Below are 17,071 nucleotides of genomic sequence, written 5' to 3'. Positions count from 1 at the left end.
TGAAGCAAGCAAAATCTAAATTATTTTTTCGTATATTTAGCAAGAGATTAACAATCAAAGATTTGTATTAAGCAAATTTTTGATACATCAAATATTTACTTAGCGCTTGCTTTGTAAATTTAGATTTATTTACTTTGTGTAAAAAAATCAATACTACCATGGAAAAGACCGTAGGAAAAGTGATACGGGAAGCCCGTGAACTTAAAAGACTTACATTAAGAGAAGTAGAAATACAATCCGGCATCTCTAACGCTTATTTAAGCCAGTTAGAAAACGATAAAATCAAAAAACCGTCTGCGAACACCTTGTACAAGTTGTCAGAACTTTTCAACATCAGTTTTGATGATTTGATGGTTATGGCAGGCATAGTCGAGAAAAAGAAAGATTCCACCAAGCTGGAAAGACACTTTGCACTATCCTCCGAAAATCTGACAACGGAAGAAGAAGAGGAACTGTTAAATTTTTTAAAGTATATGCGTTTCAGAGATGCTAAGTGAACACAAAATCAAGGCAGTTGAAAATATTGCTTTGGACACTTTATCCGGCAGTAAAGCATTGGGGATTTTTCCAACTCCTGTTGATAAGATACTTGCCTATGCCAATTTGAAAGTCAGTTCAGGGGTGGATTTAAGCAAAATAAATAATTCATTTTTCAATAAAGCCGATATGCAGGTCAGAAGAGGAATGATAAAACTTAGAGGTGTATTGGACCGTAAAGAGAAAACAGTATACCTTGATTTAACACAGCTTGGTGTAAGAAAAACGTTTGTCAAACTACACGAAGCCGGTCATGAGCTCTGTCCTTGGCAGGAAAAATTACAGAACTGTTTGGATGATGACGAAACACTGGATCCTGATATTAATGAATTATTTGAAGCAGAAGCAAACTTATTTGCTTCTGCTTCACTTTTTCAACTCGGAATATTCAGTGATAAAATGGCAGAACTTCCACTGGAAATGAATTCCGCAATTTTGCTTTCAAAGACTTTTGGGGCTTCTGTCCACTCTACCTTAAGAAGATATGTTGAAAAAAATCCAAAAAGGTGCGCTTTATTAGTTTTAAAAAAAGATGAGGACAAAACCTTTAATTTGCCAAAATTGTATGTTCGAAACTCTTTCCAATCTAACTCTTTTACCAAAGATTGGGGAACGATAGCCTGGGGAAGTGAACTTGGTATTGAAGTACCTTTTGTACTGGATTATTTAATTGGCCGAAAACATTATAAAAGTGAAATACAAATTCTCTCCCAAGATATGAAGTCCGTAGATTGTAATTATTATTACTTTGACAATACCTATAACATTTTTGTTTTAATAGTTCCTAAAGGAGAGATGATCCGTTCAAAAACCAATATTTATCTCAAAGTTTAGTTCTATAGTCCTCAATACGCCTTTTTAAATTATTGACTAAATCTACTAAATAAATCTCATCAAGGGTTGCCAACTGCTTTGCAAGTTGATCAACTTTCGCGACTTTATCGTCCGGAAATCCGTCAATTTCCAGTTGAATAGATAAATGGTGAAAATCTGAAAGCAATTGCAGTTTTTTGTTTTTTATTTTCCCCGCGAGTCCACTGGACTCTTTATACAAATTTGCTCCCTGGTCTGAAAAGCCGTTCTTGTACATAAATAACCCTTTTGTAGCCAGATAAACAGCTTTTTGTTTTTCATCCAATGTTCCTATATGTATTTTATGGATGACTGTACCGGCATCCTTTACATTATTCATTTTTAGTAATGAGAAAGCCAAATTATTCAATAACGTAAAATCATTGGGTGTTGCTTTTAAGCCATATGTACATAGCTTTACTGCATCATCATATTTCTCTAAAATAGAGGATGCTATGAAAGATCCAAAACCCGCAGGGTCTCTTGAAAATGGTTGATCAACAAACCATTGCAATGTATTTGACATTGTTGATTCCCATTGCTTAGCATTAAAATAATGATAAGCTTTAGCTTCATATATATTAGGAATTTCATCCAAGGCAGAATTAGAAAAATTAAGATTATTTATATGGTTCATAGCCCATACTGCTTGAGCGACAGAATTATCGTTGGGTGTTACCAAGGATTGATTGAATAGCTTTCTTGAATTTTTAATACTGCCTGCATTTAGCTCTACCGTAGCTAAAGCTGATAATAGCTCGTTCAATTCGAAGGGAGAGTAATTTTTAGACAAAATCAGTTCCCTTGCTTTTTTTATATGAAATGAACTTTTTCTTTGGAGTGAAGAGATACCGATATCAGCCCCAAGTAGCCAAGGATCTACATTAAAGGCAATATTTGACTTTAAAATTTGTTTTGCCTTTTTATAATCACCGGTATGAGTAAAAAATCTTGATGCTATTCTGCTTATATATCTATTATCAGGTGAAAGTTGAGTAGCGACTAATATGCATCTCTCAGCAGCTCTTTCTTTACCTAAGATAAGATATAAACGTGCAAGTTCAACCCAACTGATAGAATTATTTAGGTTATTATTAATAGATATCCTCAAATCCTTAACCAGTGGCCTAAGAACAGAATCTAAATCTTTAAAGTTACTTGGTTGGGAAAGTGAATTTTCAACGATATAAGGTTCTAATATACGCTCTGCTAATATCCCAACTGAAGGGGAAGTTATTTTTTTTTGATTATTAAGATAAAGTGCTGCTTCATGAGATTGCTCTAAATCATCTACTACATAGGACGAATTTAAGAGTTCAATCGCATTTTTGATTGTTCGTTCCGTTTGCCAATCTATAATTTTCTTTTTGTGGAATTCCGAATGTATAAAATCGGAGTGCTTAGATCCAAGAGTATGGATTGGGCTAAGTTCCCCCAATTTAAGAGTTTGAGTAAAATCTCTCCATCTTGGAATAACATTTCTTTTTTTGTCATCTGCAATCCAGCCAGCCATCTTAAATTTTTGTTCTAAAATTCTTTACCCTATAGTTTTTTAACAATCGATCAAAAATTGTAATGTACCTTTCTAAACTTATCGTACTCAATCGTTTATTGATTGATTTTGGATGTCCTCGTTTAGTCGGATCAGGATCGCAAAGTTGAAATATAATATCACTTAAATCTTTGGCTAATTCTTTATCGTCCACTTGATCTTTAAAAAAATCAACTGATTTTTCTAAGGCAACGTATAAATACGGAAGAACTTCCCTATAAGTTTGCGTCCAATTATTCCAATCATGCTTCGGAGATATATGATTTTTCATTACAGCAGTCATATTAAGCTGTGTATAAAGGAAAACGATCATACTGCCCAGTTGATAAGCATCGCTCGCAATTCGACGAAATATCCAATCTTGATGTACAGATTTATATAGAGCTTCCGGAGGCGCATAAGACGGATCACCGGCAAAATCCATTATTGCATAAGGCGGGGGCTGACTCCTTAAATCGGCTCTTCCTAAGTCTCCTAACTTATGAGGACTTTTTTCGATAATTAATATATTAGAAGGTTTCAAGTCTTGATGAGCTATCCCATTATAATGTAGTTGAAATAGTGCGGCCGAAATACTGTGCAGAATTTGGAGATTTAATAAATGGTCTATCTTTTGAGAGAAGTCCAGTTGGTTGTAAATATCCCCTGAAGCCAGTTCCATAATAAAGTAAGGAACTGGAATTATGCCGCCATTTGAGGCGGGATAGTTTCCTGAATCAATAAGAGAAACAATTCTGCTTAGTCTTTTACTGCGACAAATCTCTAATAGATTTTGCTCATAATTGACCAAATTAGTCAAAATAGACATAGCCTTTAAAGGATCAGCCGCACTTAAAGCCCTTGAAAAGTCTAATGCTTTCAAAAAAGCTTGCTGACCCGTATTCTGATTTAGGACATTGTATGAATACGAAAAATTGCCTCCCGATCCATTTGGATGTTTAGTTATGGGTTCTTGTACAATCCAATAATTGGGTAATATTTTTCCTTCTAAATATTTTGCAGGTGTCAGTTGTTCTGGCGTCATTATAAAAATATAAGAAAGCTTAGTGGCACATAAAATCCAATGTAAAACAGTTAAAGTTATTATGATTGGAAAGTAATGGAGTTTCAGTAAGCCTGCAAATAAATCGTCATATATTTATCAAGTGGTAAAGTAGCCCAGGGAGATAAGCGTTGACATATTTTATGCTGTCAAGTAAATAAAACACAAAACTTGACATATTTTGGCACATATGCTATATTTGCAGAATGATAAGTGTCGCTGAAAAAATAGCCCAAACGATAAAGAATATGCCCGAGGATGTAATCTTTGGGTATGACCGGTTATCCATTGGCCGGGAAGAGTTTGCGTCGGCGGCCAAGGCGCTGGAACGGTTGCAGAAGAAAGGATTGGTCAGCAGGGTCTCTAAAGGGCGCTTTTATAAGCCCAAAATGACCGTTTTTGGTCGAAAACGACCCAATGAGGCGGAGTTACTTAAACCTTACCTGTACCAAAAGGAGCAGCGCACAGCCTACATCACAGGTACAAGGCTCTATAATCAACTGGGACTGACCACTCAGGTGCCATCCGATATTCAAATCGCCGGTCGGTCCCGTCGTAATCTGAGCGGAATCAGCTTCATCAAAGTCAGTTCCGTCAAAAGCTACGCCGATGTATCCGAAGATAATTATCAAATGCTGGGTTTTCTGGATGCCATGAAGGACCTAAAACAAATCCCGGATCTGGATATACGGTCGGCACTGACCATTTTCAAAACTCGCATTAAGGCATTGAGCAACGAACGGCAAAGCCAAATGATCACCTATGCCCTGTTATATCCGCCACGGGTAAGGGCATTATTGGGAGCCGTTTTGGAAGAAATTCAAAGCGGGTTGGATTTGACCCCGCTCAAAGAAAGCCTTAATCCTTTTACTAAGTTTACCCTGGGATTCAATAAGTCTCTGCTGAAAACGGCCTCCAACTGGAACATTCAATGAAATTACACGAAAACCCGGACCTGTTTACAGATGCGATCTCAATTACGGCAGAGTATTTGAATTTGCCCGAGATTTACGTGGAAAAAGATTATTGGGTCACGTTTACTCTGCAACGTATTTTTACGAGCCCTTTGTCGGAATTTACCGTTTTTAAAGGTGGTACAGCCCTGGCCAAATGCTTTTCCTTTATCAGCAGATTTTCGGAAGATATTGATTTGGTGTTGTTGAAAGACCCGAATCTTTCCGCCAATCAATTAAAGGAACGCCTGAAACGGATCAGCAATGCCGTTTCAGAATTCTTGCCTGAACTGGAAGTGGACGGAATTACCAACAAAAAAGGGATGATACGAAAAACAGCCCATTCTTATTCCAAAATGTTTGACGGAGAATTTGGGCAGGTGAGGGATCTGATTATCGTAGAATCAAGTTGGCTGGGTTCCTCTGAGCCTTTGATTAAAGGCAAAGTCAGTTCTTTTGTGTATCAGATGATGCAGGCAAAAGGGCAGGAGGGAATAGCGGAGGAATATGGACTTTTGCCTTTTGAAGTACCCATCCTGGCACCGACACGAACTGTGTGTGAGAAAATCATGAGTCTGGTTCGGTTTTCGTATACCGAAACGCCAATCATTGATTTGAAAAATAAAATACGCCACGTTTATGATTTGCACCTGCTGTTGGCGCAACGAAACATCAGCGATTTTTTTGATTCCGGTGAATTTGATGGAATGCTGTACAAAGTCGCCAAAGACGATGAATTGAGTTTCAGAACGAATAAAGACTGGCTGTATAATCCTCCGGTACAGGCTTTAATTTTTAGTGATTTAGACCGTGTATGGCTGGAGTTAAGGGTTACGTACCAAGGTTCATTCAAGACTCTGGTTTTCGGTGAGTTACCCCGTGAAGAAGCCGTAGTACAAACATTGAAACGGATCAGGCAGAGATTGGCCTCCATAAAGTGGGAATTGGTACAAAATGATTAGTCCTTTGAATAACTCTTCCAAAAGACCTTATCCATCCATCAGGAAGGTACATATTTAGATTTTGCCTGCTGACTGAGCAATTTTTGATGCGCTTGCTGCAAATGGACCGGATTTTCAGTGATAGACTGATACTGACGTGCTGCTTCTACATAGACACTCATCAGGTACTCCGCATCAAAATGCTCGTCCCGTACAATCAGAGGAATGGGAAGAGAAGGGTGCTGAATACTTTCAAGCTCTTCCAAAGACACATATCCTAATTCAGGAGAACCCATCCCCAAGTCACACAATCCATAGGCAATAGTAGGCTCAAATGGATTCAATTCGCTCAGCAACCAGATAGCACTGCCAGCAATGGAAAACAATTTAACAATGGGTGGGTGGTCATTCTCCCGACCTTTGAGCATATCACGTGCGTTTTCGATCATTTTTTCGCGGAGTTCGGCAGGAATAAGTCGGGACATGCGGAATTACCTTTGTCAGAGGAAGAAGCTGAATTTCAGCATAAATCGAATTTGTAAAACGGGTGAAATAAAAGGTGTTTGATTAATAAGAAATAAACTCGACTAAGGGACTTCCCCCTCGCGCCGCAAGGGTCATCGATAAACGGCCCGGGCCGTATCCCCCACCTTCCTTCACGGTGTTTCGTGCAGGTCGGGTGATTCCCCTCGGCCTTGGCCGCCCCTGCGTTTGCTACCCCCACCCTCGGCGGGAGCCAAGGTTGCATCTGTGCAACCCATTCCCAAAAGGAGATAGTAATGGAAACAATCAGTCAGCAAATCCGCTATACAAGTCAGCCGATAAAAATAGGAAAAACGCTATGGCGGTTGGTGATTAAAGAATGTGCGACGCAGAGAGACTTGGAAGAAGACCGAAAGCGTCTCTGCACGGAATACCAATGGAATGATGAAGGCCAATGGCAGCCCGGTTCCAAATGGCCGGCTTACAATATCAATGATACCTATTACGGTATGCCGCGCCGATTAAGCAAACTCTATGAACGGGAAAAGGAAACCGTTGATTTTCTTATTCATGAAAAGTCCATCGCACAGTTGAGTCTTTTTGAGTGATTTTTCGGGTTGCGAACAATTTATTGTAGCTATAAAAAACTAACATTTAGTTTTAAGTTGGCACGAGTGAAGCAACGAAATAGGTTCCGAAAATATTTCTTCTGAATAATTTGTCTATGAGTAAACCATCGTTTACCCATAGACAAAACTTTTCTTTTTTAGCTTCCTCCTCTTTCGCAACGCCCTGTATTTCAATCTCTTCTCAGCACGACTAACCGGATTTTAAAACAAATCTGTTCAAATATAAACGATGGTTAACCTGCGGACAAAATCGGATGTAATGGATTATGAAACAGGCAGTTGCGTATTATCGGGTTTCAACGCACCGACAGGGAAAAAGTGGTCTTGGACTCGAAGCACAACAAATTGCCGTGAAAAGCTACTGTAAGCTCAGCGAATATGAGCTCATCCGTGAAGTCATGGAAGTAAAATCAACCCGTAAATGCAGGGTTGGCCTGTTACAGGCACTTGAACTGTGCAGGCAGATGAATGCAATATTGGTAGTGGCAAGGCTTGATCGGCTGGGGCGTGACGTAGAGCAAATTGCCGGAATCGTTAAATCGAATGTGGAAATTGTCGTAACCGATAATCCACACGCCAACCGATTCACCATTCATATTCTGGCAGCGGTAGCGGAAGACCAACGGCAGCGCATCAGCGAAAATACGAAAGATGCGCTGAGTGCGGCCAAACGACGAGGGGTGATCCTGGGGAAAAATGGAACAATGCTTGCCATCGCCAATAAAAAAGCCGCCGAAGAATTTGCTCAAAAATTGTCGCCGCTTCTGAAACGGCTTAAAAATAAGGGAATTACCTCCGTGCGTTCCGTTTCTCAGGAACTGAATAAGCGCGGTATTCCGACTTTTCGCGGGGCTGGCCGCTGGCATCCCAGTACTGTCTATACCCTGATGAACCGTTTAAAATAAATGAATCCATTCAACATAACTTTTATCTACTATGATTTCCTTCTCTGAAAATGACCTTCTCTTCGATGATATTTCCGTTTTGACTCAAGGCATGGGCACTGATGAATACGTTTATTCCTCGCCGGCCACCGATTGCGATTGCACTGGATATATTGATCCCTCAAATCGAAACGACCGTGATTCCCATCAACTCCCCTCAACTGCTCTTACGTCCGCTTGACGAGGAGCATTTCTACGTCGTTAATTGTGCCTATCCGAATTCTCTGCGGATTCTGAATAGGAGCCAATATAACGTCTTGGCTGCCGTTGACGGTCAGACCGATACCAAAACGTTAGCCCATCGGTTGGGTATTCCCTCCGATACACTCGAAGCATTCCTGCAAAGGTTGTCGGCTACTGAGATTGTTCGATTTGATACAGATTTCAGTCAGCCCGAGCGTCCTGCTACCCCCATTTCACTCAACTTTTGGATTCACACCACCAATCGCTGCAATCTCTCCTGTAGTTATTGCTATATCTCGACGCTAAACACCACAGGGGGAATGTCGGAAGAGGTAAAACAGCAACTGCTTAACAAGCTGGTACAAACCGTCCAACAAAGAAAGATTCGCCACGTCAAATTTCGGTTGGCAGGAGGAGAACCATTGACGCAGTTCAAGTCTTGGAAAAGCTTTATCCCTCAAGCCAAGGAAGTGTTAAAATCGTTAGGTTGCCAACTGGACATCTCTTTTATTACCAATCTGACCATCCTGACGGATGAAATCATCACTTTTTCTAAGGAGCAGGGCATCAGCTATGGCATTTCCTTGGACGGTTTGGAAGCCACTCATGATGCCACTCGGACGTTTCGGAATGGTATTGGTTCTTTCAAAATCGTTGATGAAAACCTTCGGCGATTATTGGCTGATGGTTTGTCCGTATCAGTCAATACGGTGGTGACTAACCAAAACTTGGAAGGGTTGCCCGATTTGACACGTTACCTGATTGCGCTGGATATCCCGTTCCGCTATTCGATTGTTAAAGGAGAAGACATTGACGCGGAGCGACTGGAAAAATACCTGTCGGAGTCATATACGATCATGCGGGAAGCTATTCAAAGGGGTTGGCAATTTTCGCGTCGTCATCAGTTCTGCGATTTGAAACTTAATGCTTTGGGCTTCCAAACCTGTGCGTCGGGGTTTTCGGGCGGGGCCATCTATGTGGACGGGACATTGAATTATTGCCACGTTCATGCGGGGGATAGTTCACAACCTTCTTTTTCCATTTTCGATGAAGGATTGGATCTGGTGGACATGATTGAGCAGGGCAGTCATTACGAAGACCAAAAGTCAAAGGACTGTTCCTTATGCAAATACAAGTCTGTTTGTACCAGTGGCTGTCCCATCTACCGAGTCAATGGCAAAGACCCTCAATGCAGTCTCTACCATACTTTTATTCCCCAAATCTATGAGCTTCAGGCCAGAGAACGCTTGAAATTGCTACGGGATTACGAAATGATATAAGCCTCAAAACACTTTCTGAATGATTCAGGGAGTGTTTTTTCTTTTCCTGATTTTTGATGCGCAAAGGCAGGTGTGTTTTGTTGTCCCTCTGTATTTCCGTCTTAGCGTTGTTGGCCACGTTTTATCAACTATATCTGCAACGAATTCATAACGAAAAATCACTTAAACCGCTGGGGCAGGTTGACTTGGGAGATCAAAAAAAGCGTCTTTATATCCATATCCAAAATAATGGATTAGGCCCGATGATGATTGATAAGCTCACCTTTACCAAACAGGGGTATCACTATAGTGCCATCAGTGATTGTTTAAATTTAGATCCTAAATCCTACTGGCATATATTGCTCAGTGACACGGTGAAAAAGGTCATTTTGCCGAATACCCATTTGGTCGTGTTTGAGAAAAACATCGAAAATTATTCACAGGAAGAAATCGAACCAATCCGAAAACAGCTTGTCTGTATCGGTTTGAAGGTAGATTATCGGGACATCTACGATAATACCTTCACCTTGGAGCGAAACTTGGAATGGTTCGCCAGACACAAGACCGACAGAGAAAATCAGCACTCAGCCCAATTCCAAGGGTAAAGAAGAATTCTTCACTACCTTTTTGGTGTATTTTGTAATTTACAGCATTGATAAGTAAAGATTATCATCGTAAATTTGCATGAATTTTAAATGAAAATTCTTGCATTTGTCAATAAAGAGTGATAGTATCAATCTACGGAGGGGAACAAGATGAAACTGGATGAATTAAAACAACATTTGGAGACGGGCAAGGTGTACCGCCGAAGTGATTTGACCCGATGGTCTAAGTCCGTTGACCGCCATTTAGATATACTATTGGAAGAGGGAACGCTGCAAAAACTCTCCCAAGGATTATACTATGCTCCGGAGCAAACCGTATTTGGGCAACTACCGCCCAACGAAGAAATCCTGATCCGCAGCTTTCTGAAAGATGATCGTTTTTTGGTCACGTCCCCCAACGCCTATAACCGTTTAGGGGTTGGTACGACGCAGCTCTATAACCAACGCACCGTCTATAATCATAAACGCCACGGGCAGTTTAAATTGGGTAATCGCAACTTTGATTTTCGCATCAAACCTCACTTTCCAAAAAAAGTAACCGAAGAATTTTTACTGGTGGATCTGGTCAACAATCTGGATACGCTGGCCGAAGATCAAAAAGCCGTTCTCAAACGTATCTTTTCTAAAGCCATGACCATGGATGAAGAAAAACTGCGGGAGGCCATCGCGGAATATGGCAACGTGAAAACCCAAAAGTTACTGGCTCCCTTCATACAGCAAACGGAGATATAACCCCCTATGTCGCTTCCCTATCTGCATCAACACAACGGTTTTTCAGGACTGTTACGGATTTTGGAAGAGGAAACCCAAATCCTGGCAGGCCTGATTGAAAAAGATTATTGGATCATGCACGTTTTAAACGGGCTGAAAAAACAGGGATTTGATTTTGAGTTGAAAGGTGGCACGTCCTTATCGAAGGGCTATGGCATCATTGACCGATTTTCGGAGGATATCGACATTCATATCACTCCTCCGAGAGAATTCAACATCAACGAGAACCCCAAAAACACGAACCCGAAGACTGCCCAAGCGCGAAAGAAATTTTATGATTGGCTGGCCGAGACCATTCAGATAGAGGGGATTGTTTCCGTTGAGCGGGATCATGCCTTTGACGATACAGATTATTACCGCAGCGGCGGCATACGCTTGTACTACCAAAGCCAAACCGACGCTGTGAGCGGAGTAAAGGAAGGAATTCTGTTGGAAGCGGGTTTCGATACGGTGACTCCAAACCATAAACGTGTGATAAGTTCGTGGGCCTATGAAAGAGTTAAGGGAAATCCTGCGATTGAGATTTTGGATAACCGTGCCGTTGATATTCCTTGTTATCACCTCGGTTACACTTTTGTCGAAAAGCTTCAAACGATTGCGACGAAGTTTCGTCAGATGCAAAACGGGGCAGGGATACGTCCGAATTTAATGAGGCAATATTACGATGTTGCGCGTTTGTTAGACCACCCCGACGTGCAGGAATTTATCGGAACACCCGCCTACCACGCCCACAAAAACGAGCGGTTTCCTGCCAAGGACAAAGAAATTCCGATCAGGGAAAATGAAGCTTTTTTATTGAGAGACCCTGCGTTAAGAGCGCAATTCCGAAAGAGATATAAAGAAACGGCTTCGTTGTATTACAAGGGGCAACCCGATTTTGACAGTCTGTTGGATAAAATTCTGGCTTCTGTTGAACAACTGTAAGTATTAATTTCCTCATTTTCTCTGGCAGATTTACCCGCTGTTAACAAAGCAACGATTAAGATGCGGGAAAATTCTGAGATCGTCAGAGCTATTTTTTCTTGAAAACGGGCAGGTGTTTCTTGGCGATTATCATTTCGGTGTTGGCATTACTGGCTACGTTTTATCAATTGTATTTGCAACGGATTCATAATGAAAAGTCACTCAAGCCTTTGGGGCAGGTTGATTTGGGAGATCAAAAAAAGCGTCTTTATATTCATATCCAAAATAACGGATTGGGTCCCATGCTCATTGATACGCTTACATTTATCAATCAGGGCCATCACTATTTTGCCATTAGCGATTGTTTGAGTCTAGACCCTAAATCTTATTGGCACATCTTGCTCAGTAATACGGCGAAAAAGATCATATTGCCGAATGCCTATTTGGTAGTGTTCGAGAAAAATATTGAAAGCCATTCACTGGAAGAAATAGAATCTATTCGAAAACAACTTTCTTCAATTACTTTAAAAGTGGACTATCGGGACATTTATGAGAATAGGTTCACCCTAAAGAGAAGCCTCGAATGGTTTTCCAGGCACATGACCGATGAAAAGAGTTTGAAGTAACTTGTGAATCAGGCCAAATCTACGTTTTGTAAACTTTAATTATTTATTAGTTTCCTACTAATATGATTTATTAAGCGGGCATAGATTTTGGAGATCAGAAATGGGTAGTGAATGTTTCAAAAACTGTAACTTTTTAGCATTATTACGTGATCCATCGCATGTTATTTTCCTAAAAAAATATATTGAGATAAAAAGCAGAAGTTTGCAGGTTATAGAAGGTCATCTAAATAATAAGGAGCTCATAAATAAAATAAAAAAAATAAATCCGGATAGTTCTATAGATACTATTATAATCAGTTCGGAAATTAATGGCTACAAAACAAAAGAATTGCCATCTTTTTTAAAATCGCTTCGTAGAATTTTTAATAACACTCCTGTTATGCTTTTACATCCGTCTCGTCTTGCAGAAACAGATAGATTGGCAATCAATAAAGCTTTAGGGGAAAATTTTCACGTTTTACAAGGTCATGATTTGGAGTTTGACCCTATATCGGATATTGATCGTATATTAAAACTATGCTGTCACTAATCTTTTCTTATACCGGCTTCTAATTTTTTAATAAAATCTCTCTTTTCCTCAGGATCGCCAATAGCCGAAATCACAGAATTTAATTTCTCCAATAGCAATAACTCCTCACTTGTAAAATCATAAATTAAATCAGACAGTGCATGCCAGGAAACTTGCTCAGTGGTCATCTGATTATTCTTTTTAAGAATGGGATGACCGGATTCTATACGTGAAAAGCCGTAAAATTCATTATTCAATTCTTCTATAGGAACTTCCAGCGAAGAATCGCCAATTTCAAAAAGACTATTCTTAAATCTAAAGTCTATAGTTAGTCCCAAAGGAATGTTATAAAGCTTTAGTTCGTCATTTACTTGATATATTAAATCATAGCATATATTCCAATCTCTCTTCTCGATTAAAACTGATTGGTCTGTCCATTCATATGGAATAGGACCATCTATTGAGAATACGAATGAGACCGGCGTATATAGTTGTTGATCTAAAACTTTATGAGGTCCTATTATATACTTATCATTTTGGTAGTTATAAATGGTCGGCTGTAGAGTATCCCAATGAGTATGCGGAGCCATAATAGTCAGACCCCTTAGCCATTTTTTATCGGAAACTTTTTGGACGACAAAGTCACGTATTTCTTTTATATGTTGTATATTAGAGCCATCAACAGTTGGCTTTTGGCCGTAAAATGCCTCAATTTTTTCTAATGCTGTTGTTGGATCAGAGGCAACTTTGGATGAAAATATAATGGACTTATATTTTACATCATTAAAATAATTTTTAAGCTTATTGCCGTTAATATATTGCTCACTTTTAGCCACAGATTTATTTACATTTATATCCGCATCAGTGCTTAAAATTAATAGATGAACAGGCTATATATAATAGTACAGTCTGTTCATCAGGATTTATTTGTGTGTTGAGGTTTGACTGTGACCGTTACAATGGTAACTTGTACAGGAGGAGTCAGGTGTATGCAGGCTTCTGATTTTGTTGAGAAGCAATTCAGCTCTATCTTGATGAAGTTCCTTTAGTAAGGAAACAGCATCATGGTTACTTTTGAGTGTTTTCATGTTAGTCGATGTTTAGCTTTATCAAATATAAGAAGTAACATAGATAATTCAAAGTGCAATCAATCAAATAATTTACAGTAAGCAGTTCTCGGAAATTGGCCTACCTTATTTAAGCGAAGAACAACAAAATAGACTTAAAAACTAACTTTATTTAGGGAAGGCGATAACTCACGTTATTTTAAGACGTATTCCATATTTTGTGCAGAAACAACATCCGATAACAGGAGCAATCATTCCCCGGAATACTCAAGAAGAGTGAAATGCAGGCTATTATATTAATTTCACTGTCCTGAAATCGTTTCCGTGTGGCAATTCCAAATAGTAATCGGCTTAAAAAAGCATGAGTATTATAGGAGCCCATGAATGATATTTTAGGAAAAAACACGAAATTATAATTGAGAATACAGTTATTTGCAGCACTTTTTATCATAGCTGTTTTTAACTATAGTTTTAATAACACAATGTCTAACCTACAAAAAAAGATTTGCATTTATTTAGATCAATATGCTGTTAGTGAGATGCTGGACAGTAAAGAAGGTGAACTTTGGTTTGAGATCAAGGAGCTTCTCCAAATTTTACATCAGCAAAATAAAATCTTCTGCCCTGCTTCTATTGAACATTATTTTGAAACATCTGCCAAAGATTTTGAGGCCTCAAATGAACACGATACGTTCTTACGATTGCTGTCCGATGGCTATTGTATCAAGCCAGAATTATTTATTACTTCTCAATTGATCTCTTCAAGAATAAGGAACAATAAAATAACACTTAATACATATATGTATCATAATAATACTAAGCCCATTGATAATAAATATGTTCACACCCATTTCAAAGAGAAAAACGAAAACTTTAAAGAGATAATTACAGGCAGCTTAACTGAGGTGAATGAACTCAGGGGATTATTTAAAAATGATGCCAAAACAGTTTCTCAATACAAAGACCTGCTGATTAATTTGGGTCGACAGAAAGAGATTCAGAATTTTATTGGTAGATTAAAGGAGCTAAGGAAGGAAAAAGGAATTACTATTCGAGGTGATAATTTAGGGACTGTACAGGTTCCTAACTGGATTGATTTAATCATTCATCAGCTTTTAGGAAAGCATAAATTTACAGATAAGGAAGTCGTTTTATTAATTAGCGAATTTGAAAAATATGGTTTCAGCAATATTCCTACTTTAGACATACGTTTTTTCCTGACGGGGCTAATCACATCTTACGGTAAAAAAGAAGATAAAAATGACCAAATAGATATTATGCGTATATCAAATGGTTTTTCAATTTCTGACATTTTTTTGACAGACAAAAAGCGGAAACATGAAATTAATGAATTAGGCTTGCCTAAAAAATACAATACAAAAGTATATTCAGGGACACAGAATGATTTAGAATGTTTGAGGAATGAGCTTAAAAGCTTGGAGTAAGAGTTGTGCTCCTGTATCTTTAGAAAAACGGCCTATCATGCTAAAGCATTTGGATAATGCGGTGCCGCCTTTAAAAATGGTGTCTTCTCCAATTGAGTGTAGAAAGATGACATATAACGCATAGGTTATACGGACATTAACAGTCTTTGGAGGCACTTAGCATAATATTTCGTTTCAATCGTAATCAATTCAAGTATTTCTTACACTTTTCATTAAAAATAATGATATAAGTAAACTATGAGTTTACAAAATAACATAAAAATACAGCATCTGCTGGAAAACTGGCCAACGGGTCAGGTGGCCACGTCGGTATGGCTCAACAAAATGGGCATATCTCGACAGCTGACCCGGCGTTATCAACAAAGTGGCTGGCTGGAAGCTGTAGGAGTAGGGGCGTATAAAAGGCTGAAAGAATCCATAGAATGGCCTGGGGGGGTACAGCAACTTTCATTGGAAGTGCATGTGGGTGGTCCAACCGCTTTTTCTATTAAGGGAACCTCTCATTATGTTCGTTTGGGAAAAGAAAATATCTTTCTGTTTTCACCTCTCAATGAGAGACTCCCCAAGTGGTTTACCGATTTTGATTGGGATAACCCCATCCACCATGTGAGAACCTCCCTACTTCCGAAGGCATTGGGTATCGGAACTTACAGGCATCATAATGTTCAGCTAAAGATATCTGCTCCCGAGAGGGCAATTTTAGAGTGCTTACATCTCAGCCCGAAAGAGTTTGACTTGCTGGAATGTTATCAGCTATTGGAAGGGCAGCTCACATTGAGACCCGATCTCATGCAGCAACTCTTGGTTGCCTGTAGCTCGGTGCGGGTTAAAAGATTGTTTTTGTATATGGCTGACAAAGCCAATTTGCCTGTAGTGCAATACTTAGATAAAGAGAAAATCAATCTCGGTACAGGTGACCGCAGTATCGTAGCGAAGGGGGTTTATAATGCCCAATACCAAATCAGTATTCCGAAAGAATTAGCAGATTATGTTTGAAATATACCGAAAGAAAGTCCGACTTCTTATTCAAGTTATTCCTTTTGTCAAAGAGGCAGGGTGTTTTGCCTTACACGGAGGAACAGCCATTAATCTGTTTGTTCGGGAGCAGTGTTTCCTGATGAATGATAACGAAACAATATCAATCATGGAATTTGGGGACACTGCAGAAGGTGCGTTTCTGAAATGTCTAAATGAACTACCCTATTTCTTAGGAGCGAAATAATCTTGATTTGCTCGTAAAATCATGTTTTATCGGGTAACTCAATATTCCAATCAACTTCCGAAAGTCTTTTTGCAATCTTTTTTAAGGTCTCTGATACCAGCGTGTCGTTTGGCAAAGTTCCGTACACTAAATTTTTAAATTCACCATTATAGATTCCTTTTAACTCATTCCAGACATTTTCCGTGCCCGAAAAAATCAAGGCATCTTTCGGGTGAAAGGCCAACCATTGGTTGTTATTTTTGAAGCTGATGACATCATCCTGACCTACTTTTAAAAGCATTTCATCAAATGCAGGTGAGTGGAAGAACGTAGCGTACTCTTCCTGTCGCAGCAGCTGATGTAAATCGTAGGTGTGTCTGATTTTCTTTTTCAAGTCGCTGATTGGATTCTCTGCATAGGAGAAACGGACAAGACTCATTATTTTTTCACAGAGCGTCCGGATAGGTTCCAGAACCTTCACTTCAAAGGGAAGCAGTCCGTATTCTTCGGCAATATTCTCTTGCCGGTTGTCAAGCATCATTTTACCGACAAAAGAATTCAGCTTTTTGG

General features: G+C 39.3%; 20 protein-coding genes and 1 pseudogene. 15 read left to right on the top strand and 6 right to left on the bottom strand.

Features of this window, described 5'->3' with window-relative positions; genetic code table 11:
- Positions 1–158 precede the first annotated feature (158 nt).
- Together Q0081_RS09475 and Q0081_RS09470 are read left to right on the top strand one after the other, a co-directional pair.
- Positions 159–497, top strand: a complete 339-nt coding sequence (locus tag Q0081_RS09475; RefSeq protein ID WP_298351941.1) for a helix-turn-helix domain-containing protein — start codon at positions 159–161, stop codon at positions 495–497.
- Positions 487–1,371, top strand: coding sequence for an ImmA/IrrE family metallo-endopeptidase (locus Q0081_RS09470; protein ID WP_298351938.1), 885 nt, complete (start codon positions 487–489; stop codon positions 1,369–1,371). The genes Q0081_RS09475 and Q0081_RS09470 overlap by 11 nt, the downstream gene beginning before the upstream one ends.
- Here the strand turns inward: Q0081_RS09470 and Q0081_RS09465 are convergent.
- Together Q0081_RS09465 and Q0081_RS09460 are read right to left on the bottom strand one after the other, a co-directional pair.
- Positions 1,361–2,902 carry a hypothetical protein gene (locus Q0081_RS09465; RefSeq protein WP_298351935.1) on the bottom strand — a complete coding sequence of 514 codons (1,542 nt, stop codon included), beginning with the start codon at positions 2,900–2,902 and terminating at the stop codon, positions 1,361–1,363. The two genes, Q0081_RS09470 and Q0081_RS09465, sit on opposite strands and share 11 nt — an antisense overlap.
- Before the next feature lies 1 nt (position 2,903).
- Entirely contained in the window at positions 2,904–3,965 is a 1,062-nt protein-coding gene (locus tag Q0081_RS09460) for a protein kinase domain-containing protein (RefSeq protein ID WP_298351932.1), read from the bottom strand.
- Between the two features lie 224 nt (positions 3,966–4,189).
- Here Q0081_RS09460 and Q0081_RS09455 point away from each other — a divergent pair, with 224 nt between their 5' ends.
- Positions 4,190–4,918: a DUF6088 family protein gene (locus tag Q0081_RS09455; RefSeq protein ID WP_298351929.1), complete on the top strand. Its 729-nt coding sequence runs from the start codon at positions 4,190–4,192 to the stop codon at positions 4,916–4,918.
- Positions 4,915–5,898 (top strand): nucleotidyl transferase AbiEii/AbiGii toxin family protein, encoded by a 984-nt coding sequence (locus tag Q0081_RS09450; protein WP_298351926.1) that lies wholly within the window; start codon positions 4,915–4,917, stop codon positions 5,896–5,898. Before Q0081_RS09455 ends, Q0081_RS09450 begins: the two co-directional genes overlap by 4 nt.
- Positions 5,899–5,936: 38 nt before the next feature.
- Here the strand turns inward: Q0081_RS09450 and Q0081_RS09445 are convergent, their stop codons facing one another.
- Positions 5,937–6,362: a DUF2958 domain-containing protein gene (locus Q0081_RS09445; RefSeq protein ID WP_298351923.1), complete on the bottom strand. Its 426-nt coding sequence runs from the start codon at positions 6,360–6,362 to the stop codon at positions 5,937–5,939.
- A gap of 294 nt (positions 6,363–6,656) precedes the next feature.
- Between Q0081_RS09445 and Q0081_RS09440 the strand changes: the two genes are divergently transcribed.
- From Q0081_RS09440 to Q0081_RS09405, 8 genes are all read left to right on the top strand, one after another.
- Positions 6,657–6,968 (top strand): hypothetical protein, encoded by a 312-nt coding sequence (locus Q0081_RS09440; RefSeq protein ID WP_298351920.1) that lies wholly within the window; start codon positions 6,657–6,659, stop codon positions 6,966–6,968.
- Positions 6,969–7,255: 287 nt separating this feature from the next.
- Positions 7,256–7,894 carry a recombinase family protein gene (locus tag Q0081_RS09435; protein WP_298351918.1) on the top strand — a complete coding sequence of 213 codons (639 nt, stop codon included), beginning with the start codon at positions 7,256–7,258 and terminating at the stop codon, positions 7,892–7,894.
- Between the two features lie 101 nt (positions 7,895–7,995).
- Entirely contained in the window at positions 7,996–9,396 is a 1,401-nt protein-coding gene (locus tag Q0081_RS09430; RefSeq protein WP_298351916.1) for a radical SAM protein, read from the top strand.
- Positions 9,397–9,476: 80 nt separating this feature from the next.
- Positions 9,477–9,980: a hypothetical protein gene (locus tag Q0081_RS09425; protein ID WP_298351913.1), complete on the top strand. Its 504-nt coding sequence runs from the start codon at positions 9,477–9,479 to the stop codon at positions 9,978–9,980.
- 150 nt (positions 9,981–10,130) lie between these two features.
- Positions 10,131–10,712, top strand: coding sequence for a DUF6088 family protein (locus Q0081_RS09420; RefSeq protein WP_298351910.1), 582 nt, complete (start codon positions 10,131–10,133; stop codon positions 10,710–10,712).
- 6 nt (positions 10,713–10,718) lie between these two features.
- On the top strand, positions 10,719–11,675 hold the full coding sequence (locus Q0081_RS09415; protein WP_298351906.1) for a nucleotidyl transferase AbiEii/AbiGii toxin family protein: 957 nt from the start codon (positions 10,719–10,721) through the stop codon (positions 11,673–11,675).
- Between the two features lie 119 nt (positions 11,676–11,794).
- Positions 11,795–12,280 carry a hypothetical protein gene (locus Q0081_RS09410; protein WP_298351904.1) on the top strand — a complete coding sequence of 162 codons (486 nt, stop codon included), beginning with the start codon at positions 11,795–11,797 and terminating at the stop codon, positions 12,278–12,280.
- Between the two features lie 100 nt (positions 12,281–12,380).
- Positions 12,381–12,809 (top strand): hypothetical protein, encoded by a 429-nt coding sequence (locus Q0081_RS09405; RefSeq protein WP_298351903.1) that lies wholly within the window; start codon positions 12,381–12,383, stop codon positions 12,807–12,809.
- On the opposite strand, the gene Q0081_RS09400 is transcribed toward Q0081_RS09405, so the two are convergent.
- Positions 12,806–13,624, bottom strand: coding sequence for a hypothetical protein (locus tag Q0081_RS09400; RefSeq protein ID WP_298351900.1), 819 nt, complete (start codon positions 13,622–13,624; stop codon positions 12,806–12,808). The two genes, Q0081_RS09405 and Q0081_RS09400, sit on opposite strands and share 4 nt — an antisense overlap.
- A 647-nt stretch (positions 13,625–14,271) precedes the next feature.
- Here Q0081_RS09400 and Q0081_RS09395 point away from each other — a divergent pair.
- On the top strand, positions 14,272–15,300 hold the full coding sequence (locus Q0081_RS09395; RefSeq protein ID WP_298351898.1) for a hypothetical protein: 1,029 nt from the start codon (positions 14,272–14,274) through the stop codon (positions 15,298–15,300).
- Here Q0081_RS09395 and Q0081_RS09390 read toward each other — a convergent pair.
- Positions 15,262–15,456 (bottom strand): nucleotidyl transferase AbiEii/AbiGii toxin family protein, encoded by a 195-nt coding sequence (locus Q0081_RS09390; RefSeq protein WP_298351895.1) that lies wholly within the window; start codon positions 15,454–15,456, stop codon positions 15,262–15,264. The two genes, Q0081_RS09395 and Q0081_RS09390, sit on opposite strands and share 39 nt — an antisense overlap.
- A gap of 81 nt (positions 15,457–15,537) precedes the next feature.
- Between Q0081_RS09390 and Q0081_RS09385 the strand changes: the two genes are divergently transcribed.
- Complete coding sequence (locus Q0081_RS09385; RefSeq protein ID WP_298351892.1) at positions 15,538–16,296, top strand: type IV toxin-antitoxin system AbiEi family antitoxin; 759 nt, start codon at positions 15,538–15,540, stop codon at positions 16,294–16,296.
- Positions 16,289–16,405: pseudogene (locus Q0081_RS31840) on the top strand (nucleotidyl transferase AbiEii/AbiGii toxin family protein); the annotation flags it as partial. The gene Q0081_RS09385 and the pseudogene Q0081_RS31840, both read left to right, overlap by 8 nt.
- A gap of 136 nt (positions 16,406–16,541) precedes the next feature.
- On the opposite strand, the gene Q0081_RS09375 reads toward Q0081_RS31840, so the two are convergent.
- Positions 16,542–17,071, bottom strand: a 530-nt coding sequence (locus Q0081_RS09375; protein WP_298351888.1) for a nucleotidyl transferase AbiEii/AbiGii toxin family protein, incomplete at its 5' end; no start/stop codon positions are given.

This window comes from Runella sp., assembly GCF_027484545.1.
GTDB lineage: Bacteria > Bacteroidota > Bacteroidia > Cytophagales > Spirosomataceae > Runella.
The sequence above is the reverse complement of the archived record's forward strand: the minus strand, read 5'-3'. Positions and strand labels throughout refer to the sequence as shown.